8 protein-coding genes, 3 rRNA genes and 8 pseudogenes are annotated in these 20,410 nt (G+C 67.3%); 1 reads left to right on the top strand and 18 read right to left on the bottom strand.

Features of this window, described 5'->3' with window-relative positions:
- Position 1: 1 nt before the first annotated feature.
- The 8 genes and pseudogenes from L2X98_RS17040 to tyrS all read right to left on the bottom strand — a co-directional run.
- A complete protein-coding gene (locus L2X98_RS17040; protein WP_259613425.1) occupies positions 2–820 on the bottom strand; it encodes a hypothetical protein in 819 nt (272 codons plus the stop codon).
- Between the two features lie 208 nt (positions 821–1,028).
- A 5S ribosomal RNA gene (gene rrf, locus L2X98_RS17035) occupies positions 1,029–1,145 on the bottom strand.
- Between the two features lie 113 nt (positions 1,146–1,258).
- A 23S ribosomal RNA gene (locus tag L2X98_RS17030) occupies positions 1,259–4,365 on the bottom strand.
- A 367-nt stretch (positions 4,366–4,732) separates the two neighbouring features.
- Positions 4,733–6,257: ribosomal RNA gene (locus L2X98_RS17025) — 16S ribosomal RNA — on the bottom strand.
- The 16S, 23S and 5S rRNA genes sit together here, the layout of an rRNA operon.
- Before the next feature lie 358 nt (positions 6,258–6,615).
- The gene (locus tag L2X98_RS17020) at positions 6,616–7,014 is read right to left on the bottom strand and encodes a hypothetical protein (protein ID WP_259613424.1); all 399 of its coding nucleotides are present in this window, start codon (positions 7,012–7,014) and stop codon (positions 6,616–6,618) included.
- Positions 6,933–7,337, bottom strand: a complete 405-nt coding sequence (locus L2X98_RS17015) for a DUF4184 family protein (RefSeq protein ID WP_259611670.1) — start codon at positions 7,335–7,337, stop codon at positions 6,933–6,935. The genes L2X98_RS17020 and L2X98_RS17015 overlap by 82 nt, the downstream gene beginning before the upstream one ends.
- 19 nt (positions 7,338–7,356) lie before the next feature.
- Positions 7,357–7,611, bottom strand: a pseudogene (locus L2X98_RS17010) (DUF4184 family protein); the annotation flags it as partial.
- A 66-nt stretch (positions 7,612–7,677) separates the two neighbouring features.
- A pseudogene (gene tyrS, locus L2X98_RS17005) lies at positions 7,678–9,009 on the bottom strand (tyrosine--tRNA ligase); the annotation flags it as partial.
- Between the two features lie 28 nt (positions 9,010–9,037).
- Here tyrS and L2X98_RS17000 point away from each other — a divergent pair.
- On the top strand, positions 9,038–9,673 hold the full coding sequence (locus tag L2X98_RS17000) for a hypothetical protein (RefSeq protein WP_259611669.1): 636 nt from the start codon (positions 9,038–9,040) through the stop codon (positions 9,671–9,673).
- Positions 9,674–9,714: 41 nt separating this feature from the next.
- Here L2X98_RS17000 and L2X98_RS21810 read toward each other — a convergent pair.
- From L2X98_RS21810 to L2X98_RS16955, 10 genes and pseudogenes are all read right to left on the bottom strand, one after another.
- Positions 9,715–10,275 (bottom strand): annotated as a pseudogene (locus L2X98_RS21810) (SatD family protein); the annotation flags it as partial.
- Between the two features lie 79 nt (positions 10,276–10,354).
- Positions 10,355–11,779: pseudogene (gene argH, locus L2X98_RS16995) on the bottom strand (argininosuccinate lyase).
- A 36-nt stretch (positions 11,780–11,815) separates the two neighbouring features.
- Positions 11,816–12,721 (bottom strand): annotated as a pseudogene (argF, locus tag L2X98_RS16990) (ornithine carbamoyltransferase); the annotation flags it as partial.
- Positions 12,718–13,931 (bottom strand): annotated as a pseudogene (locus L2X98_RS16985) (acetylornithine transaminase). The pseudogenes L2X98_RS16985 and argF, both read right to left, overlap by 4 nt.
- Positions 13,928–14,833: an acetylglutamate kinase gene (gene argB, locus L2X98_RS16980; protein WP_259611668.1), complete on the bottom strand. Its 906-nt coding sequence runs from the start codon at positions 14,831–14,833 to the stop codon at positions 13,928–13,930. The pseudogene L2X98_RS16985 and the gene argB overlap by 4 nt, the downstream one beginning before the upstream one ends.
- Positions 14,830–15,989: pseudogene (argJ, locus tag L2X98_RS16975) on the bottom strand (bifunctional glutamate N-acetyltransferase/amino-acid acetyltransferase ArgJ). Before argJ ends, argB begins: the two are co-directional and overlap by 4 nt.
- Positions 15,986–17,028: pseudogene (gene argC, locus L2X98_RS16970) on the bottom strand (N-acetyl-gamma-glutamyl-phosphate reductase). The pseudogenes argJ and argC overlap by 4 nt, the downstream one beginning before the upstream one ends.
- Before the next feature lie 251 nt (positions 17,029–17,279).
- Positions 17,280–18,047 carry a dienelactone hydrolase family protein gene (locus tag L2X98_RS16965; protein WP_259611667.1) on the bottom strand — a complete coding sequence of 256 codons (768 nt, stop codon included), beginning with the start codon at positions 18,045–18,047 and terminating at the stop codon, positions 17,280–17,282.
- Between the two features lie 135 nt (positions 18,048–18,182).
- Positions 18,183–19,577 (bottom strand): hypothetical protein, encoded by a 1,395-nt coding sequence (locus tag L2X98_RS16960; RefSeq protein ID WP_259611666.1) that lies wholly within the window; start codon positions 19,575–19,577, stop codon positions 18,183–18,185.
- Between the two features lie 63 nt (positions 19,578–19,640).
- Entirely contained in the window at positions 19,641–20,408 is a 768-nt protein-coding gene (locus L2X98_RS16955) for an ABC transporter ATP-binding protein (RefSeq protein ID WP_259611665.1), read from the bottom strand.
- Between the last annotated feature and the right edge of the window lie 2 nt (positions 20,409–20,410).

The following is a 20,410-nucleotide window of genomic DNA, read 5'->3' as shown; positions in this document are numbered from 1 at the left end:
TTCAGCTCGTTGCGGGCTGCCGGGGCGAGGTCCTTCGGCGTAATCTCGTCCGGCAGCTGGGGATCGCGCGGGCGATCCTCGCGCACGTCCTGCGGGGGACGCGAAGAGCGACGGTCCGAGTCTTGTCCATGATGGCTGTCGGGTCGGCGCCGATCGTCTCGATAGGGTCGATCGTCCCGACGGGGCCGATCGTCCCGCTGGGGCCGGTCATCCCGATAGGGCCGGTCATCCCGATGGGGCCGGTGCTCTCTGTTCGTGCGGTCGCTCCGGTCGGAACCCGCCCCGCTATACGGGCGATCACGTCGCTCAGAGCCGCGGTCGCGGTAGGAATGGTCGCCCCCGCCGGAGTCGCCACGGTACTGGCGATCGCCGGCGCTTCCCCGAGCCGGCCGATCATCACGTGCAGAACCGCCCTGATACGGGCGGCCGCTGCGCTCGGAGCCGGCCCGATTCGGCCGGTCACCGCTTCCCGAGCCACCGCCACGGTACGGACGGTCCCCACCAGTCGAGCCACCGCCACGGTACGGACGGTCCCCACCAGTCGAGCCACCGCCACGGTACGGACGGTCCCCACCAGTCGAGCCACCGCCGCGATACGGACGATCCCCAGCAGACGAGCCACCGCCACGGTACGGACGATCCCCACCAGACGAGCCACCACGATACGGGCGGTCACCACCAGAACCACCACCACGATACGGGCGGTCACCGCCCTCGTTCGAGCGCTGGGGCCGGGATCCGGTATCGCGGTGCGGACGTTCGTCGCGTCCCCGATAGGGGCGCTCGCCCGCGGAATCGCCGCGAGGCGCGCGGTCGCCATGCGGCGGCTTGTTCCGCTTGCGTCGGATTCCTGTCCTTCCCGGCTCCCGCGCCATCCCGGCGGGGAACGTCGGAGGACGGTCGTCCACCGTCCCGACGCTCGTCGTGACGGTCCTCTCGATCAGCCATATCTCTCCCTTGCCCTGCCATTGTGGACCCCGTAACGCAGAAATGGCCACCCAAGATGGGTGGCCATTTCTGGAATGGAAGTCCGGCGGTGTCCTACTCTCCCACAGGGTCGCCCCTGCAGTACCATCGGCGCTGAGAGGCTTAGCTTCCGGGTTCGGAATGGGACCGGGCGTTTCCCTCTCGCTATGGCCGCCGAAACACTATTGACGTTTCAGTCTGCACAACAAAAGTCTTGTTCTGGTGTGCGGTGCCCGACCGTACGTCGAGAACCACAAAGTGGACGCAAGCACCCGCAGGAAAAAACGGGTGTGTTATCAAGTCATCGGCTTATTAGTACCGGTCAGCTGCACGCATTACTGCGCTTCCACATCCGGCCTATCAACCCAGTAATCTGGCTGGGAGCCTCTCACCCGAAGGTATGGAAGTCTCATCTTGAGGCCGGCTTCCCGCTTAGATGCTTTCAGCGGTTATCCATCCCGAACGTAGCTAATCAGCGGTGCTCCTGGCGGAACAACTGACACACCAGAGGTTCGTCCAACCCGGTCCTCTCGTACTAGGGTCAGATCCTCTCAAACTTCCTACGCGCGCAGCGGATAGGGACCGAACTGTCTCACGACGTTCTAAACCCAGCTCGCGTACCGCTTTAATGGGCGAACAGCCCAACCCTTGGGACCTACTCCAGCCCCAGGATGCGACGAGCCGACATCGAGGTGCCAAACCATGCCGTCGATATGGACTCTTGGGCAAGATCAGCCTGTTATCCCCGAGGTACCTTTTATCCGTTGAGCGACAGCGCTTCCACAAGCCACTGCCGGATCACTAGTCCCGACTTTCGTCCCTGCTCGACCTGTCAGTCTCACAGTCAAGCTCCCTTGTGCACTTACACTCGACACCTGATTGCCAACCAGGTTGAGGGAACCTTTGGGCGCCTCCGTTACTCTTTGGGAGGCAACCGCCCCAGTTAAACTACCCACCAGGCACTGTCCCTGAACCGGATCACGGTTCGAAGTTAGGCATCCAGAGTGACCAGAGTGGTATTTCAACAATGACTCCACCCGAACTAGCGTCCGGGCTTCACCGTCTCCCACCTATCCTACACAAGCCACACCGAATACCAATACCAAGCTATAGTAAAGGTCACGGGGTCTTTCCGTCCTGCTGCGCGTAACGAGCATCTTTACTCGTAATGCAATTTCGCCGAGTTCGTGGTTGAGACAGTTGGGAAGTCGTTACGCCATTCGTGCAGGTCGGAACTTACCCGACAAGGAATTTCGCTACCTTAGGATGGTTATAGTTACCACCGCCGTTTACTGGGGCTTAAATTCGAGCTTCGCCTTGCGGCTGACCGCTCCTCTTAACCTTCCAGCACCGGGCAGGCGTCAGTCCGTATACATCGTCTTGCGACTTGGCACGGACCTGTGTTTTTAGTAAACAGTCGCTACCCACTGGTCTCTGCGGCCACCACACCCTTTCCCGCGCAAGGCGGTATAAGTGGATGGCCCCCCTTCTCCCGAAGTTACGGGGGTATTTTGCCGAGTTCCTTAACCACGATTATCTCGATCTCCTCGGTATTCTCTACCTGACCACCTGAGTCGGTTTGGGGTACGGGCGGCTGGAACCTCGCGTCGATGCTTTTCTTGGCAGCATAGGATCACCCACTTTTCATCCGCATCGTGTCTCACCCTTCATGAACGGCGGATTTGCCTACCGTTCGGGCTACGCACTTGCACCAGGACAACCATCGCCTGGCTTGGGCTACCTTCCTGCGTCACACCTGTTAATACGCTAGCCGCACCAGCATGGGGTCGAGCGTTCACGCAGCAACCATCACCCCGAAGGGATCCGGCAACGCCACGCTAGGACTCTTAGCACCACTGGATTGACTGGGGCGGTTCTTCGCCGGTACGGGAATATCAACCCGTTGTCCATCGACTACGCCTGTCGGCCTCGCCTTAGGTCCCGACTTACCCAGGGAAGATTAGCTTGACCCTGGAACCCTTGGTCTTTCGGAGGACGTGTTTCTCACACGTCTTTCGCTACTCATGCCTGCATTCTCACTCGTGTGGCCTCCACGGCTGGGTCACCCCGCCGCTTCACCGGCCACACGACGCTCTCCTACCCATCAACACGGCTGGACCACGAAGGCCTACCACAAGTGTCAATGCCACATCTTCGGTGGCGTGCTTGAGCCCCGTTACATTGTCGGCGCGGAATCACTTGACCAGTGAGCTATTACGCACTCTTTCAAGGGTGGCTGCTTCTAAGCCAACCTCCTGGTTGTCAAAGCAACTCCACATCCTTTCCCACTTAGCACGCGCTTAGGGACCTTAGATGGTGGTCTGGGTTGTTTCCCTCTCGACGATGAAGCTTATCCCCCACCGTCTCACTGCTGCGCTCTCACTTACCGGCATTCGGAGTTTGGCTGACGTCAGTAACCTGTTGAGGCCCATCGGCCATCCAGTAGCTCTACCTCCGGCAAGAAACACGCAACGCTGCACCTAAATGCATTTCGGAGAGAACCAGCTATCACGAAGTTTGATTGGCCTTTCACCCCTATCCACAGCTCATCCCCTCAGTTTTCAACCTAAGTGGGTTCGGCCCTCCACGACGTCTTACCGTCGCTTCAGCCTGGCCATGGATAGATCACTTCGCTTCGGGTCTAGGACATGCGACTGAACGCCCTGTTCAGACTCGCTTTCGCTACGGCTACCCCACACGGGTTAACCTCGCCACATATCGCTAACTCGCAGGCTCATTCTTCAAAAGGCACGCTGTCACAGCTACCAAGGCTGCTCCAACGGTTTGTAAGCAAACGGTTTCAGGTACTATTTCACTCCCCTCCCGGGGTACTTTTCACCTTTCCCTCACGGTACTTGTCCACTATCGGTCATCTGGGAGTATTTAGGCTTATCAGGTGGTCCTGACAGATTCACACGGGATTTCTCGGGCCCCGTGCTACTTGGGATACTCTCCGCGCCAAGAACAAGCATTTCGGCTACAGGGCTCTCACCTGCTATGGCTCGCCTTCCCAGACGATTCGCCTATACTCTCTTGTCACGCCGGCTGCTCGGCAGAACAGCCAGGAAAGTCCCACAACCCCGCACACGCAACTCCCGCCGGATATCACACGTGCACGGTTTAGCCTCTTCCGATTTCGCTCGCCACTACTCACGGAATCACGGTTGTTTTCTCTTCCTGTGGGTACTGAGATGTTTCACTTCCCCACGTTCCCTCTACCCGCCCTATACATTCAGGCGGGAGTCACCAGGTCGGCACGCCGCCTGGCGGGGTTTCCCCATTCGGACACCCTCGGATCAAAACTTGCTTATCAGTTCCCCGAGGCTTATCGCAGATTGCTACGTCCTTCTTCGGCTCCAGATGCCAAGGCATCCACCGTTCGCTCTTAAAGACTTGAAATCACATGAGCAGACCAACCCCCAAAAAAGGGGTCGGCCAAATTATTTCTTTAAGATGCTCGCGTCCACTGTGTAGTTCTCAAAGTACGGGCGGCACCCGCCCCCACCACCAACCGGCGACAGGAACGAGCCCACGAGGAAACCACCAACCACCCCGAAAGGCAGCCACGGCCAGTCCCTCAGGACCCAACAACGTGCAGACACCCCGCTCCCCAACCCCCACCTTCCAACCATCCGAAAACGGCGTACTAGCAAGAATCAGCTGCGCTGATGCCATGTCAAATGTTCCACCCATGAGCTAACCAGCACCACACATCCGGTGATGACCTGGCGCCTGGAAGACCCGAAGATCCCCAGATGCTCCTTAGAAAGGAGGTGATCCAGCCGCACCTTCCGGTACGGCTACCTTGTTACGACTTAGTCCTAATTACCGATCCCACCTTCGACGGCTCCCTCCACAAGGGTTGGGCCACCGGCTTCAGGTGTTACCGACTTTCATGACTTGACGGGCGGTGTGTACAAGACCCGGGAACGTATTCACCGCAGCGTTGCTGATCTGCGATTACTAGCGACTCCGACTTCACGTAGTCGAGTTGCAGACTACGATCCGAACTGGGACCGGCTTTTTGGGATTCGCTCCACCTCACGGTATCGCAGCCCATTGTACCGGCCATTGTAGCATGCGTGAAGCCCAAGACATAAGGGGCATGATGATTTGACGTCATCCCCACCTTCCTCCGAGTTGACCCCGGCAGTATCCCATGAGTTCCCACCATAACGTGCTGGCAACATAGAACGAGGGTTGCGCTCGTTGCGGGACTTAACCCAACATCTCACGACACGAGCTGACGACAACCATGCACCACCTGTATACGAGTGTCCAAAGAGTTGACCATTTCTGGCCCGTTCCCATATATGTCAAGCCTTGGTAAGGTTCTTCGCGTTGCATCGAATTAATCCGCATGCTCCGCCGCTTGTGCGGGTCCCCGTCAATTCCTTTGAGTTTTAGCCTTGCGGCCGTACTCCCCAGGCGGGGAACTTAATGCGTTAGCTGCGTCACGGAATCCGTGGAAAGGACCCCACAACTAGTTCCCAACGTTTACGGGGTGGACTACCAGGGTATCTAAGCCTGTTTGCTCCCCACCCTTTCGCTCCTCAGCGTCAGTTACGGCCCAGAGATCTGCCTTCGCCATCGGTGTTCCTCCTGATATCTGCGCATTCCACCGCTACACCAGGAATTCCAATCTCCCCTACCGCACTCTAGTCTGCCCGTACCCACTGCAGGCCCGAGGTTGAGCCTCGGGATTTCACAGCAGACGCGACAAACCGCCTACGAGCTCTTTACGCCCAATAATTCCGGATAACGCTTGCACCCTACGTATTACCGCGGCTGCTGGCACGTAGTTAGCCGGTGCTTTTTCTGCAGGTACCGTCACTTCCGCTTCTTCCCTGCTAAAAGAGGTTTACAACCCGAAGGCCGTCGTCCCCCACGCGGCGTTGCTGCATCAGGCTTCCGCCCATTGTGCAATATTCCCCACTGCTGCCTCCCGTAGGAGTCTGGGCCGTGTCTCAGTCCCAGTGTGGCCGGTCACCCTCTCAGGCCGGCTACCCGTCGACGCCTTGGTGAGCCACTACCTCACCAACAAGCTGATAGGCCGCGAGCCCATCCCAGACCGAAAAATCTTTCCAACTGCAGACCATGCGGCCACAGCTCATATCCAGTATTAGACACCGTTTCCAGCGCTTATCCCAGAGTCCAGGGCAGGTTGCTCACGTGTTACTCACCCGTTCGCCACTGATCCCCAAGTGCAAGCACCTGGTTCACCGTTCGACTTGCATGTGTTAAGCACGCCGCCAGCGTTCATCCTGAGCCAGGATCAAACTCTCCGTAAAAAAACGATGCCACAACACCACCGGGAAAACGGCAGACGCTTGCAGCGAGTTCAACCATGACCAACAGAAATGCCATCACTGACAATCCATAAATTGATCCAAAGGAATCTCACCAGCCAACCAAACAAATGGTCAACCGACGAGGATAAAATTTGGCATTTGACAAGTGCACGCTGTTGAGTTCTCAAAGACCGGACGCACCCACAACCCGGACAAAATCCATCGCGCAGGGCAACTTCCCAATCATACCCAGTCCGCACGGCATCTCGACTCGACACGCCGCCCTCGGGCTGGACGTCCCATGCTACCACTTCGGAGACCGATGAAAACATCGGATCGTGGTGGAGATGGGAGGTGTTCACTGCTTGAGGGGTGCGGGGCCTTCCGGCCTCTCCGCTCTACCCTTTGGGGCGAACAGGTAATACTGTACGCGAGGATCGACGCGTGCGCCCAATCGGGCGTGCAGCCCGGGCGTGTCTGCCCGGTCAGGCCGTATTTCACCCTGCACACTCGCCGGATCGCGCTCCACGATCCGGCCCGACGTGCCGCTCAGCGACGGCTTGCGGCGGCGCAGGGCCGGGACGGCGATCGCGAGCAGGATCGTCAGCGCCGCCCACACCGCGCACGCCGGCGGCAGCACGCGATAGGCCAGGTGCTGGACGGTGAACTGTGCCGTCAGCGGGCCGAGCACGACCAGCCCCGCCACCCATGCCACGACGAGCACGACCGGCAGCGCGAGCAGCCATGCCCACGGCATCCAGCCTGGAAGCACCCGCGCCACCGGAACGCTGCGCGCACGACGCAAGCCGGAGCAGCGCCCACACCGCGAGCACGACGACCCCGATCACGCTCGACCCGTGCCTGCACCCACTTGTACCCGACCAGCGGTCCCCATTGCGCATCCAGCGCCGGGACGAGCCCGACACCGCTTGCGCCCTCGTGGCTGAACGCGTCCCAGGCGATGTGGCTGGCCACCCCGAGCGCGAGCGCCAGGACGAGGAGCAGGATGTCGCCCAGCACTGACCGCGCACCCGGACGGAGCGCGAACGTCTGCCGCACGCCGGAGCCGGCTTGCGGCATCCCACTCCGCCGGAAGACGCGCGGCGATCCACGGCGGAGCCAGCTGCCGGACCGCTGGCCGCAGGACGGCGCGCCACAGCAGCAGGAGCACCAGAGCCAGGCCCACGGTGACCGGCAGCCAGGCGAAGCTGTGCGTCCACTCGTACGCGATCGGGGTCCCCCGCAGGAACAGCGGCAGATCCGGCGTCATCGCCCCTACGGCGATCGCGGCCGCCGGCAGCGGCGAACGCACGAATGGCAGAGCGACGATCGCGTGACTCGGGGTGAACGGCACCGTCAGACCCCCGATGCGCTGCGGATCGGCGAGCCTCGCCGACGCACCGGCCTCAGCGCCCGGGGTGACGAAGACGCCGGCCAGGGTCTTCTTGCCGCGCCGCAGCACGGACACCGCACCCGGCAGCCCGCCGGTCACCAGCGCGCCCTCGTCCTCGACGCGCACGCCGTCCAGCGAGACGCCGCCCTGGGCGATGGCCCGCCGGCCCTCGGAGAGACTGGCGACGAGCCCGGTGTCGACCAGCGCCTGGACCACACTGGTGTCCAGGCCCGCCTCGACGTGCGGCAGTTCGCGCAGCGCGCTGCGCAGGGTGTCGGGATCGAGCGCGGCGAGATCCCCCGTGCCGAACAGGGCATCGGATGCCGCAGCCACCGCCGCGGTCGTCTGGACGCCGTGCACCGTCGTGCACACCTCGTACGCGAGCCGCTTCTGTGCCGCGCGGCGGTACGGTTCGACCTCGACCAGCCGCGCGTACTCCTCGATCTCGGCGCGCGCCAGGAACGTGAACACCTTGAGCCGATCGACCACATCGCCGTCGTCGGTGTTCAGCCAGAACTGGTACATCCGGTACGGGCTGCACATCTCGGCGTCCAGCCAGATCGCATTGCCCTCGCTCTTGCCGAACTTGGTGCCGTCGCTGTTGGTGATCAGCGGGGTCCCGATCGCATGCGCGGACGCCCCCTCGACCCGGTGGATCAGATCGACGCCGCTGGTGAGGTTGCCCCACTGGTCGGATCCGCCGGTCTGCAGCACGCAGCCGTACTGACGGTACAGCTCGAGGAAGTCCAGGCCCTGCAGGATCTGGTAGCTGAACTCGGTGTAGCTGATGCCGGCATCCGAGTTCAGCCGTGCACTGACGGCATCCTTCTTCATCATGGTGCCGACCCGGTAGTGCTTGCCGATCTCGCGCAGGAAGTCGATCGCCGACAGCGGCGCGGTCCAGTCGAGGTTGTTCACCAGCCGGGCCGCGTTCGCCCCCTCGAAGCTGAGGTAGCGCTCGACCTGACCCCGCAGCCGCTGCACCCACTCGGCGACGGTCTCGCGGGTGTTCAGCGTCCGCTCCGCCGTGGGGCGCGGGTCGCCGATAAGTCCAGTCGATCCGCCGACCAGCCCCAGCGGCTTGTGCCCGGCCAGCTGCAGGCGGCGCAGGCAGCGAGCTGGACGAGGTTGCCCAGGTGGAGGCTCGGGGCGGTGGGGTCGAATCCGCAGTAGTACGTGATCGGCTCGCCGCCGAGCAGGGCGCGCAAGCGCCTCGGGGTCCGTGGACACGTGCACCAGGCCGCGCCACACCAGTTCGTCCCAGACGTTCGGGAACGCCGGGTCGTTGGCGGGTGCGAGGGCGCTCAGAGCGGATTCAGCCACGCGTTTCAGGCTATCAGCGCGGCCCAGCCCTCCCATGTCCGCACCACGTGAGACACTGCCGCTCATGGTCCTGTTCCCCGGTACGGACGTGCTGCTGACGGCGGCCCTGTCGATCTTCCTCTTCCTGGCGCTGTGCGCCGCGCTCGTGCTGATCGTGATCGCGCTTCGTCGCCCCACCACGTATCCGCTGATGGTCGCGGGGATCCTCGTCGTCGTGGCACTGCTGGTGGTCGCGATCTCGCCGGTGAACACGCCCGCGCTGATGGGTCTCATCCTCACCATGCTGGGCGTGGCGGTGGCCGTCCTCGGCGGCAATCCCATCTCGCGTCGCGTGCTGGACGTGGCAGCCGGGTCGCGCGTGCGCGAGACCGAGGACGGCGGCATCATCGTGGCTGCGCGCGACGAGGAAGCCGCGACCGGCGAACCGCGCACCCTGATGCGCGGCGGCAGGGTGATCGGGTATCTCGAGCGGCTCGCGGCCGTGGTCGCGATCGTCGTGGGGTATCCCGAGGCCATCGCGGTGGTCGTCGCGGTCAAGGGCATCGGCCGGTTCTCGGAGCTCAGCGAGCCCGAATCGCGCGAGCGCTTCATCGTCGGCACCCTCGCGAGCCTGCTGTGGGCCTGCGTCCTGGGCGCTCGCTGCGCCTGGCGATCTGGTGACCTCTGGCGACCCGGTGAGTCAGGGCGCAGCAGGCGGTAGCCCTCGATCACCGCGGCGGACCCGCCGGCGGCCAGCGCCTGCGACACCGCGGACTGGGTGATCTTCTCCTGCGCGGCCAGCGCGTTCTGCGTGAGACCCTGGCACCGTCCGTAGGTGAGTGTGCGCGTGCGCTCGCTCATCGTGCCCACGATCTGATCGCGCGCGAGCAGATAGGCGTTGACGTGCCGGACGGCGTCGCGCGTCGCGGCGGACTCGTCGGCGGATGCCGCAGCCTGGGTGCGCGCGTTGGGCGCTGTCCGCTTCGCCAGCGCGTGCACGGCGTCGATCGCCTCCCGTGCCGCCCACCATCCCGGACCCTCGGGGATCGGCCCGGTCGCCGAGGCGACCGTGCCGGTCGCGCCGATGCCGAGCCCGAACCGGCATTCGATGTCGTCGGGCAGGGCGAGCTGGATCAGCAGCGATGTGGCCAGCGCCGCATCCAGGCTGGGATACACGCCCTGGAGTTCGTCGCCGACGGTCGGACGCAGCGGGGTGATCGCCACCGGCAGATCGTGCGCGACACGGGCGATGCCGTCGTCGAGGGCGCGCTGCGCATGCTCCCTGTCGGCGAGGCGGCGGGAGCCGACGATATCGACCGTCATGGCGACGTTCATGACATCAGCGTATCACTGATAGTTCGCAAATATAAGCGTATGGCTTCTCGGTGTGGCGATCGACTCGTCACAGGCCCAGCGCGTGCGCCACCGCCTGGGCACGGGCGATCAGCTCGGCGCGCTGCTCCCCGACCCGCACCGGCGCCGTGCCGCCGGCCCCATCGCGACTGGCCACCGACCCCTCGATCGTCAGCACCTCGCGCACGGCCGGCGTCAGGTGCGGCGAGACATCGGCCAGCAGCTCGTCCGACGCGTCGGCCAGCCCGATCCCCCGCTGCTCGCACGCGCGCACCAGCGCGCCGGAGATCTCGTGCGCCTCGCGGAACGGCACACCCTGGCGCACCATCCAGTCCGCGACATCCGTCGCCAGCGAGAAGCCCTCGGGGGCGAGCGCTGCCATCCGCTCGGTGTCGAACCGCATCGTCGCCACCATGCCGGCGAAGGCCGGCAGGAGCACATCGAGGGTCGCGATCGAGTCGAACACCGGCTCCTTGTCCTCCTGCAGGTCGCGGTTGTATGCGATCGGCAGGCCCTTCAGCGTCGCCAGCAGTCCGGCGAGGTTGCCGATCACACGGCCGGCCTTGCCCCGCGCGAGCTCGGCGATGTCGGGGTTCTTCTTCTGCGGCATGATGCTCGAGCCGGTCGAGTATCCGTCGTCGAGGGTGACGAAGCCGAACTCGCGGGTGTTCCAGAGGATGATGTCCTCGGCGAACCGCGACAGGTCGATGCCGATCTGCGCGGCGACGTACGCGAACTCGGCGACCACGTCCCGTGATGCGGTGCCGTCCAGCGAGTTCTCCGCCGGGCGGTCCAGCCCCAGCTCGCGGGCGACCAGCGCCGGGTCCAGGCCGAGGCTCGAGCCGGCGAGCGCTCCCCGCCGTACGGTGAGACGCGGGCGCGCACGGCCCAGTCGCGGAGTCGCTCCAGGTCGCGCACGAGCGGCCAGCCGTGCGCCTGCAGATGATGGGCCAGCAGCACCGGCTGGGCGTGCTGCAGGTGGGTGCGGCCGGGCATGATCGCCTCAGGATTAGCCTCGGCCTGTGCCACGATCGCATCGATCAGGCGGAGGATGCCGCGGGCGATCGTCCGGGACTGGTCGAGCAGGTACAGCCGGCCGAGCGTCGCGATCTGATCGTTGCGGCTTGCGTCCGGCGCGCAGCCGGCCGCCGAGCTCGGCGTCGGCCCGCTCGATCAGACCGCGCTCCAGCGCCCCGTGCACATCCTCGTCGCCGTCCGCGGCGACGAACGCGCCGGAGGCGACATCCGCCGCCAGCTCGTCCAGCGCCGCACGCATCTGCTGCGCTTGCTCGTCGGTGAGGTACCCGGCCGCATGCAGCGCCACCGCATGGGCACGCGAGCCGGCGATGTCATAGGGCGCGAGCACCCAGTCGAAATGCGTCGATCGGCTCAGCGCCGCCAGCTCGGGCGACGGGCCGGAGGCGAAGCGCGCGCCCCACAGCGCTCCCTCATTGGTGCCGTGCTGCTCGGTCATGCCGCATCCTCGGTGGCGGTGCCGTTCTGCCGCAGGCCAGACCAGCAGGGCCTTCTGCGCGTGCAGCCGGTTCTCGGCCTCGTCCCACACCACCGACTGCGGGCCGTCGATGACCGCGGCATCCACTTCGTAGCCGCGATCCGCGGGCAGGCAGTGGATGAAGATCGCGTCGGACTTCGCCTCGGTCATCAGCTCGGCGGTGACCTTGTAGTCGCCCAGATCGCGCAACCGCTCGAGCTTCTCCTCCTCCTTGCCCATCGAGACCCAGGTGTCGGTCACGACGACGTCGGCACCGGCGGCGGCCTCGTGGATGTCGGTGTACAGCGTCAGCGATCCTCCGGTCTCGGCCGCCCGTGCGTCCGCGTCGGCGACGACGTCCTCACGCGGCGCGTACTCCTCCGGCGATGCCACCCGCACGTGCATGCCCGCCGTGACCCCGGCGAGCATGTACGAGTGGGCCATGTTGGACTTGCCGTCGCCGAAGAACGCGAGCGTGAGACCGCGCAGCGCGCCCTTGTGCTCGCGGATCGTCAGCAGATCGGCCAGCAGCTGGCAGGGGTGGAAGTCATCGGACAGGGCGTTGACCACCGGCACCCGGGTGCCGCGGGCCATCTCCTCCAGGCCCGCCTGCGCGTAGGTGCGCCACACGATGGCGGCGACCTGCCGCTCCATCACCCGCGCGGTGTCGGACGGGGTCTCTTTGCCGCCGAGCTGGCTGTTGGCCGTCGAGATGATCAGCGGCGAGCCGCCCAGATCGGCGATCCCGACGGCGAACGAGACGCGCGTGCGGGTGGAGGACTTGTCGAAGATCACCGCGACCGTCTGCGGGCCGGCCAGGGGCTTGGCCGCCCAGCGGTCCTTCTTCAGCTCGAGGGCGAGGTCGAGGATCTCGGCCTGCTCGGCGGCCGTCAGATCGTCGTCGCGCAGCAGGTGGCGGGTCATGCGTCTTCCTTCGGGTGGGTCGCGGCGACCTCGGCGAGCGAGGCTGCGAACAGGGTGGTGAACTCGTCGACCTCGGCGTCCCCGATCGTGTAGGCGGGGGCGAGGCGGATGACGTCGGCCGTGGGCGCGTTGACGATGAGTCCGCGTCGCTGCGCGGCATCCCGCACCTCGGCGGCGACCGGCGCGGTCAGGGTGATGCCGATCAGCAGGCCGGCCCCACGCGTGCCGGAGACCAGCGGCATCCCTGCGACCGCCTGCCGAGCTGCGCCCCGCGTTCGGTGACCGCAGCCAGCAGTCCGCCGTCCTCGATCTCGGCGAGCACCGCGTTGCCGACGGCGGTGGCCAGCGGATTTCCGCCGAACGTCGAGTTGTGCGTTCCGGGGTAGAACGCGTCGTGGTCGCCGAAGGTGACCAGCGCGCCCAGCGGGAACCCGGCCGCGATGCCCTTGGCCAGGCTCATCGCGTCCGGCACGATCCCCTCGTGCTGGAACGCGAACCAGGCGCCGGTGCGGCCGACCCCGGTCTGCACCTCGTCGACGATCAGCAGGGCACCGTGCGCGGTGGTCAGCTCGCGTGCACGGCGCAGGAAGCCCGCGGGCAGCGGCACCACCCCGGCCTCGCCCTGGATCGGCTCGACGAACAGCGCGGCGACCGAGTCGTCGATCGCCGCCTCCAGCGCGTCCATCGTGGGGTCGATGTGGGCGACGTCGGGCAGCAGGGGGCGGAACGGATCCTGGTAGGCCGCCTTCGGCGTCAGCGACAGCGAGCCCATGGTCCGCCCGTGGAAAGCGCCGTTCAGGCTCAGGATCGTGCTCTTGCCGGTGGCGTGGGCGTGCAGCCGCGCGAGCTTGATCGCCGTCTCGTTGGCCTCGGACCCCGAGTTCGCGAAGAACACGTGCCCGCCCTCGCCGGTGCCGGCCAGCCGCTTCAGACGCGCGGCCAGTTCGAGCTGCTGCGGGGTCGCGAAGTAGTTCGACACGTGCGCGAGGGTCCGCGCCTGCTCGGCGACGGCCTGGACGAACACGGGGTGCGCATGCCCCAGCGCGTTGACCGCGATCCCGCCGAGGAAGTCGAGATAGCGGATGCCGTCGGCATCCCACACGTGCGAGCCCTCGCCCCGCACGAGCAGCGCGAGCCGCCCGCCGAGGTTGAGCAGGTCCCGGGCCGCGTCATCCTGCCACGTGCCCGCGCCGTCGGCTGCCGTCGTCACTGTGCCACCACCTCTGTCCCGATCCCCTTCTGCGTGAACATCTCCACCAGCACCGAGTGCGGCACCCGGCCGTCGATGATCGCCGCCGTGTCCACCCCGCCCGAGACCGCATCCAGGCACGCGCGCATCTTCGGGATCATCCCCGACTCCAGGCGCGGGAGCATGGTCTGCAGTTCGGGCGCGGTCAGGTGCGAGACGAGCGAATCGCGGTCCGGCCAGTCGGCGTAGAGCCCGGGGACATCGGTGAGGATGACGAGCTTCGCGGCGTTCAGCGAGACGGCCAGCGCCGCAGCCGCCGCATCCGCGTTCACGTTCAGCGAGTGCCCGGGGTTGTCCAGGTCCGGTGCGATGGACGAGACCACGGGGATGCGCCCGGAGGCCAGGTGGTCCAGGATCGGCTGCGGGTCGACCTGCACGACGTCGCCCACCCGGCCGAGATCATGTTCGACGCCGTCGATGACGACCCCGCGGCGGCGTCCGCCGAACAGGCCCGCGTCCTCGCCGGACAGCCCGGTCGCGATCGGTCCGTGCGCGTTGATCTTCGCCACCAGCTGTGGGTTGACCTGCCCGGTCAGCACCATCCGCACGACCGAGATGGCCTCGGTCGAGGTGACCCGGTAGCCGCCCTTGAACTCGCTCGGGATGGCCAGCCGGTCCAGCATCGCCGAGATCTGGGGCCCGCCGCCGTGCACGACCACCGGCAGCACCCCGACGTAGCGGAGGTAGGCGATGTCGGCGGCGAAGGCGTCCTGCAGCTCTTCGGAGACCATGGCGTTGCCGCCGTATTTGACCACCACGACCTGATCGCGGTAGCGCCGCAACCAGGGCAGCGACTCGATCATCGTCTCGGCCTTCGCGCTGGCGATGGCCGGATCGGTGTCCTGCAGACGTTTGTCGGTCATGAGGCGTATGCGCTGTTCTCGTGGACGTAGTCGTGGGTGAGGTCGTTGGTCAGGATCCGCACGGTCGCCGGGCCGCTCTTCAGATCGATGACCAGGTGCGTGGCGCGCGGCGCGAGGTCGACGTCCTCGCGGGGCGCGTCCGGCCCTCCGCCGGTGCACACCCGCACGCCGTTCATCCAGACATCCGTGTCGTACGGGTCGAACGCGGCCTGCGTGGTGCCGATCGCCGCCAGCACCCGGCCCCAGTTCGGGTCGTTGCCGAAGATCGCCGCCTTGAACAGGTTGTTGCGGGCTACGGCGCGTCCGACCTCGATGCCGTCGGCCTCGGATGCTGCGTGCCGGACCTCGATCGTGATGTCGTGGCTCGCGCCCTCGGCGTCGGCCTGCAGCTTGCCTCGGCCAGGGAGATGCAGATCTGGGCGAGCACGTCGCGGAACGCGCCCGGGTCGGGCACGATGCCGCTGGCGCCGCTGGCCAGCAGCGTGACCTGGTCGTTCGTGGACATGCACCCGTCCGAGTCGAGCCGGTCGAAGCTGATCCGGGTGGCGTGGCGCAGATGGGCGTCGGCGTCGGCTGCGGTCAGCACGGCGTCGGTGGTGATCACGACGAGCATCGTGGCCAGGCCGGGCGCCAGCATCCCTGCCCCCTTCGCCATTCCGCCGATGGTCCAGCCGTCCTCGGCGTGCAGCACCGTCTTGCTGACGGTGTCGGTCGTCATGATGGCGGATGCCGCATCCTGGCCGCCGTCGCGCGACAGCGCCGCGACGCCCTTCTCGACGCCGTCCAGCACCCGAGCGCGGAACGTCTCGTCGCCGGTGCCGATCAGCCCGGTCGAGCAGACGAGGATGTCGCCGGCGGACACGCCGAGCAGCTCCGCGGCCTTCTCGGCGGTCTGGTGCGTGGTCTGGAACCCGAACGAGCCGGTGAAGCAGTTCGCGCCGCCGGAGTTGAGCACGATCGCCTCGACCACCCCGTCCGCGACCGCCTGCTGCGACCACAGGATCGGGTTGGCCTTGGCACGGTTGCCCGTGAACACGGCGGCGCCGACCTTGTCCGGCCCGCGGTTGACGACGACGGCCACGTCCGGCTTGCCGGTGGACTTCAGGCCCGCAGCGACACCGGCCGCCTCGAATCCCTTCGGTGCGGTGACGCTCACGGGGCCACTCCGTTCACGGTGAGGGCGCGGCCTTCGGGAAGGCCGAGCGCGATGTTCATGGACTGCACGGCGGCGCCGGCGGTCCCCTTGACCAGGTTGTCGACCGCGGTCACCACCGTGACGCGGTTCGTCTCGCGATCGATCTGCAGGCCCATCAGCGCGGTGTTCGCGCCGAGGACGTCGGCGGTACGGGGGAAGACGCCGTCGGGCAGGCTGCACGAACGGCTCGTCGTCGTAGGCGCGCTCCCAGGCGCCGCGGACGTCGGCGTCGGTGGCGCCCGGGGCGATGCGCGCCGAGCTGGTGGCGAGGATGCCGCGGGCCATCGGCACGATCACCGGCGTGAACGAGAGGTGCACCTCGGCGGCCCCGGCGGCGCGCAGCGCCTGCTTCACCTCGGGGATGTGCCGGTGCACCCCGCCCACCGCGTAGGGGTTCGCGGACCCGAGGATCTCGCTGCCCAGCAGGTGCGGCTTCAGGCTCTTGCCGGCCCCGGACGGGCCCACCGCCAGCACACTGACCAGGTCGGTCGCATCGATCACCCCGGCCGCCACGCCGGGCGCGAGACTCAGGCTCACGGTGGAGGCGTTGCGAGCCGGGGGCGGCGATGCGGGTCGCGCCGACCAGGTCGCCGCGCAGCTTGCCGGTGGCCGTGGGAAGCTCGGGCACCCCGTACGCCCAGGGCTCGTGGAACGGCCCGCCGTAGAACGCGTCCCAGTCGGCGCGGCCGGTGAGCCGGTGGTCGGCGCCCGCGTCGATGACCAGGGGCGTCTGTCCCAGGGCGTCGGTGTACTGTCCGGACTGCCCGTGCGGCAGCGCGAGGAAGACGATGTCGTGCCCGGCGAGGACCTCGGGAGTCGTCTCGGCCAGCACCAGATGTGCGAGCGAGCGCAGGTGGGGCTGGTGGGCGACGAGCGGCTGGCCGGCGTTGGAGTGCGCGGTGACGGTGCGGATCTCGATGTCGGGGTGTGCGGCGAGGATGCGGAGGATCTCTCCCCCTGCGTAGCCGGAGGCGCCGGAGACGGCGACCGAATAGGTCATTCTTCTACCTTAGTTTCCTGGGGTCGGCCGGATGGATCCGGCAGGGGCCGACGACGGCGACACCTCACCCGCCCGAGGGGCGGAGCGTGGGTCGCCTAGAGTCGGCGGTCGCCCAGGCGAACGCTTGCGGCGGCGCGCGGAACCGAGGCTCGGAACGAGCGGCTCGAGGTGCGGGGCGGCCGGAAGCATGGCCCGACGATAGCGCCCGGCCCGGGGCATCCGCAAATCCGCCCCGTCACGAACGGACCGGATCACACGTGCGCGGCGAGGAACGCCGTGGCCTGCTCCCATGCATCGGCGGCGGCGGTCGGGTCGTAGCGGCTGCCGGTGTCGTTGAAGAACGCGTGGGATGCCTCGGGGTAGACGTGTGCGGTGAAGTCCACGCCGGCGGCGGCCATCTGCGTGCGCACGGCGGGCAGCGCATCCATCAGGGCGCGGTCCCGGCCGCCGTAGAGGGCCAGGATCGGCGCCTGGATGCGCGCCATGCGCTCGGGGTCGGGTGCCGTGCCGTAGAACGGGACCACGGCGCGGATGCGGTCGTCCGCGGCCGCGAGGAGGAACGCGTAGGTGCCGCCGAAGCAGTAGCCCACCACGCCGATGCCGCCGGCGGCCGGCGCGGGCGCGGACGGCGCGGAGCGGGAGAGATCGGCGGCGAGCCGGTCGACCGTCGCACACAGCGCGGCCACCGCCCACTCGGCGTATTCCGGGGCGCGCGAGGCGGCCAGTGACTCGCGCATCCGCGGCTGGCCCGCCGTGCGCTCGGCTTCGTCGGCCGAGTTCATCAGCGCGAACAGCTCGGCGCCCAGTGCGGGTTCGACGCCGGCGTGGCTGAGGATGTCGGGGGCGATCACGAGATACCCCTCGCCGGCGAAGCGATCGGCGACGTCGGTGATGTGCTCGGTGAGACCCCAGATCTCGTGGATCAGGACCAGGCCGCCTCGCGGCACGCCGTCGGGCCGGGCCACGAAGCAGTCGAACGTCTCGCCGTCGGGTGTGTTCAGCGTGATCAATGCGGGCATGCCTCTACCGTACCCACCGCCCGGCCGGGCTCAGCCGGTGGGGAACGCCTTGATGCGCTCGAGCAGCCGGGCCGGTGCGGTCCAGCGCACGACCACCGGTCACCACGCCGGCGATCATCGCACCCGCTCCCAGCGTCAGCGCGACGGCCAGCCCGATCCAGCCCAGCTTGCGGACGGTCGGCGAGCGCACCGATCAGCGCGAGCACGAGCGACGGCGTCGCGACCACCAGCACGGCGGCCATCACCACGAACACCAGCAGACCGTTCACGAACGTCTGCCCCGGCACGGTCTTGAACGGGCTGTCGCCTGCCGCCGCGACCGGCGTGACGATCAGCGCCGACGACACCGCCGACACCCCGTACCCGGCCAGCAGCAGCGCGAGCGCCCCCGCCAGAACCGACGGCAGCGACGCGCCAGGCGTCGGCCACGGCGACCGTGATCAGCGCGACGGCGACCACGGCCGGGATGCCCACGGACGCCGCCGCCAGCATCCGTCCCAGGCGGTCCTGCCAGCCGCGCGCGCCGCTGGAGAGCACCGAGGCGAACGCCGTGCCGTCGTACGAGATGTCGGTGTAGCCGACGATCGACAGCACGAACGCCACCACCACCGCCGAGGCCGAGAACATCCCGCCGCCGACACCGCCGGTGAACAGGAACAGGAACGGAATCAGGGGCACCAGGATGAACTGACGCAGATACCGCGGATCTCGCAGCCACGCCGTGAGCGAGCGCGCCCAGGTGGCGCCGGCGGCTCCCGTCGGCAGCGGGCCGAACAGCCCGAGCGCCCCCGACTTCGTCGCACGCGCGGCGCGGCGCGGCGCGGCGGTCGACGCGGCGAGTGCGCGCCACCACGCCCACCACAGCGCCGCGACGGTGGCCGCCGCGATGACGGTCTTGGCGAGTGCCGGCAGCCAGGCGCCGACCGCCAGTTCGGCGGGCACGGCCCACGCCGCGCCGAGCGGCGTCCAGCTGAGCACCTCGGCGGCCTGGGTCAGACGGTCGAGCGAACCGCCGGCCGCGTCCAGCGCACCGAGGGCGCCGGTGATGATCGGGCCGGAGAAGATCATCAGGATCAGGACCGCCGTTCCGACGACCTCCCGCCCCCGCCGGGCCGAGCCGAAGCCGGCCGACAGCGTCGCGATCAGCCGGTTGGCCACCACGCAGGTCGCCACCCCGATGAGGGCGCACACGGGCGCCGCCAGCGCCGCCGCCGGCCAGCGCACCCACAGGGCCACGGTGCCGAGCGCGGCGATGGTCGTCGCGATTCCCGGCACGCCCGTCGCCCCGGTTCCGGTCAGCGCGAGCATGATCTGGCGCGTCGTCAGCGGAAACGGCGCGAGCCGTCCGGCATCCACGGTCGTGTCGTTTCCGGCGATGAGCACGGGGCCGACCACCCAGCCCACCAGCAGCAGCGCGCCGCCGAGAACGGCGACCAGCCGTGCCTGGTCGGGGCCCTGCAGCACGGCGAGCGCGGTCATGCCCGCCAGCACCAGGACGAGGGCCGCCCCGGCCCACAGCATGCCGAACACGAAGCCGACCAGCTGCCACGGGCTTGCGGCTGAGCGTATTGAGCAGAATGCGGTATCTCAGCCTCAGGATCGCTGCAACCACGCCGGTCCCTCTCCGACGTGTCGTCCCCCCACCAGCGCCATGAAGCGCTCCTGCAGGCTCTCCCCCGCGCGCACCTCGTCCACCGTGCCGGCGGCCAGGACGCTGCCGCCGGCGAGGATCGCGACGTGGTCGCACATGCGCTGCACCAGGTCCATGGAGTGGCTGGAGACGATGACGGACCCGCCCGAGGCGGTGTAGCCGCGCAGCACGTCCTCGATGTTGGCGGCCGAAACCGGGTCGACCGACTCGAAGGGCTCGTCGAGCACGAGGAGGCGCGGGGCGTGCACGAGCGCGCAGGCCAGCGCGACCTTCTTGGTCATGCCGGCGGAGTAGTCGGCCACGATCGTGCCGGCCGCCTCGCGCAGGTCCATCATCGCGAGCAGGTCGGCCACGCGCGGGGCGATGTCGGGGCGCGGGATGCCGAACATCATGGCCGTGTACGTGATCAGCTGCTCGCCGGTGAGCCGGTCGAACAGGCGCACGCCGTCGGCCAGGTTGCCGATGATGCGCTTGGCCTGCACCGGCGCCTGCCACACGTCGATGCCGTGCACCGCGACGCGTCCCGCGTCCGGCCGCAGCAGACCGGTGGCCATCGACAGGGTGGTGGTCTTGCCTGCGCCATTGGGACCGACCAGTCCGAAGAACGAGCCGGTGGGCACCTCGAGGTCGATGCCGGCGACCGCGACCTTGTCGCCGAAGCGCTTGGCAAGGCCGCGGATCTGCAGCGCGGGTTGGATCGATTCGGCCATCG

Source organism: Microbacterium elymi (assembly GCF_021582895.2).
Lineage (GTDB): Bacteria > Actinomycetota > Actinomycetes > Actinomycetales > Microbacteriaceae > Microbacterium > Microbacterium humicola.
The sequence above is the reverse complement of the archived record's forward strand: the minus strand, read 5'-3'. Positions and strand labels throughout refer to the sequence as shown.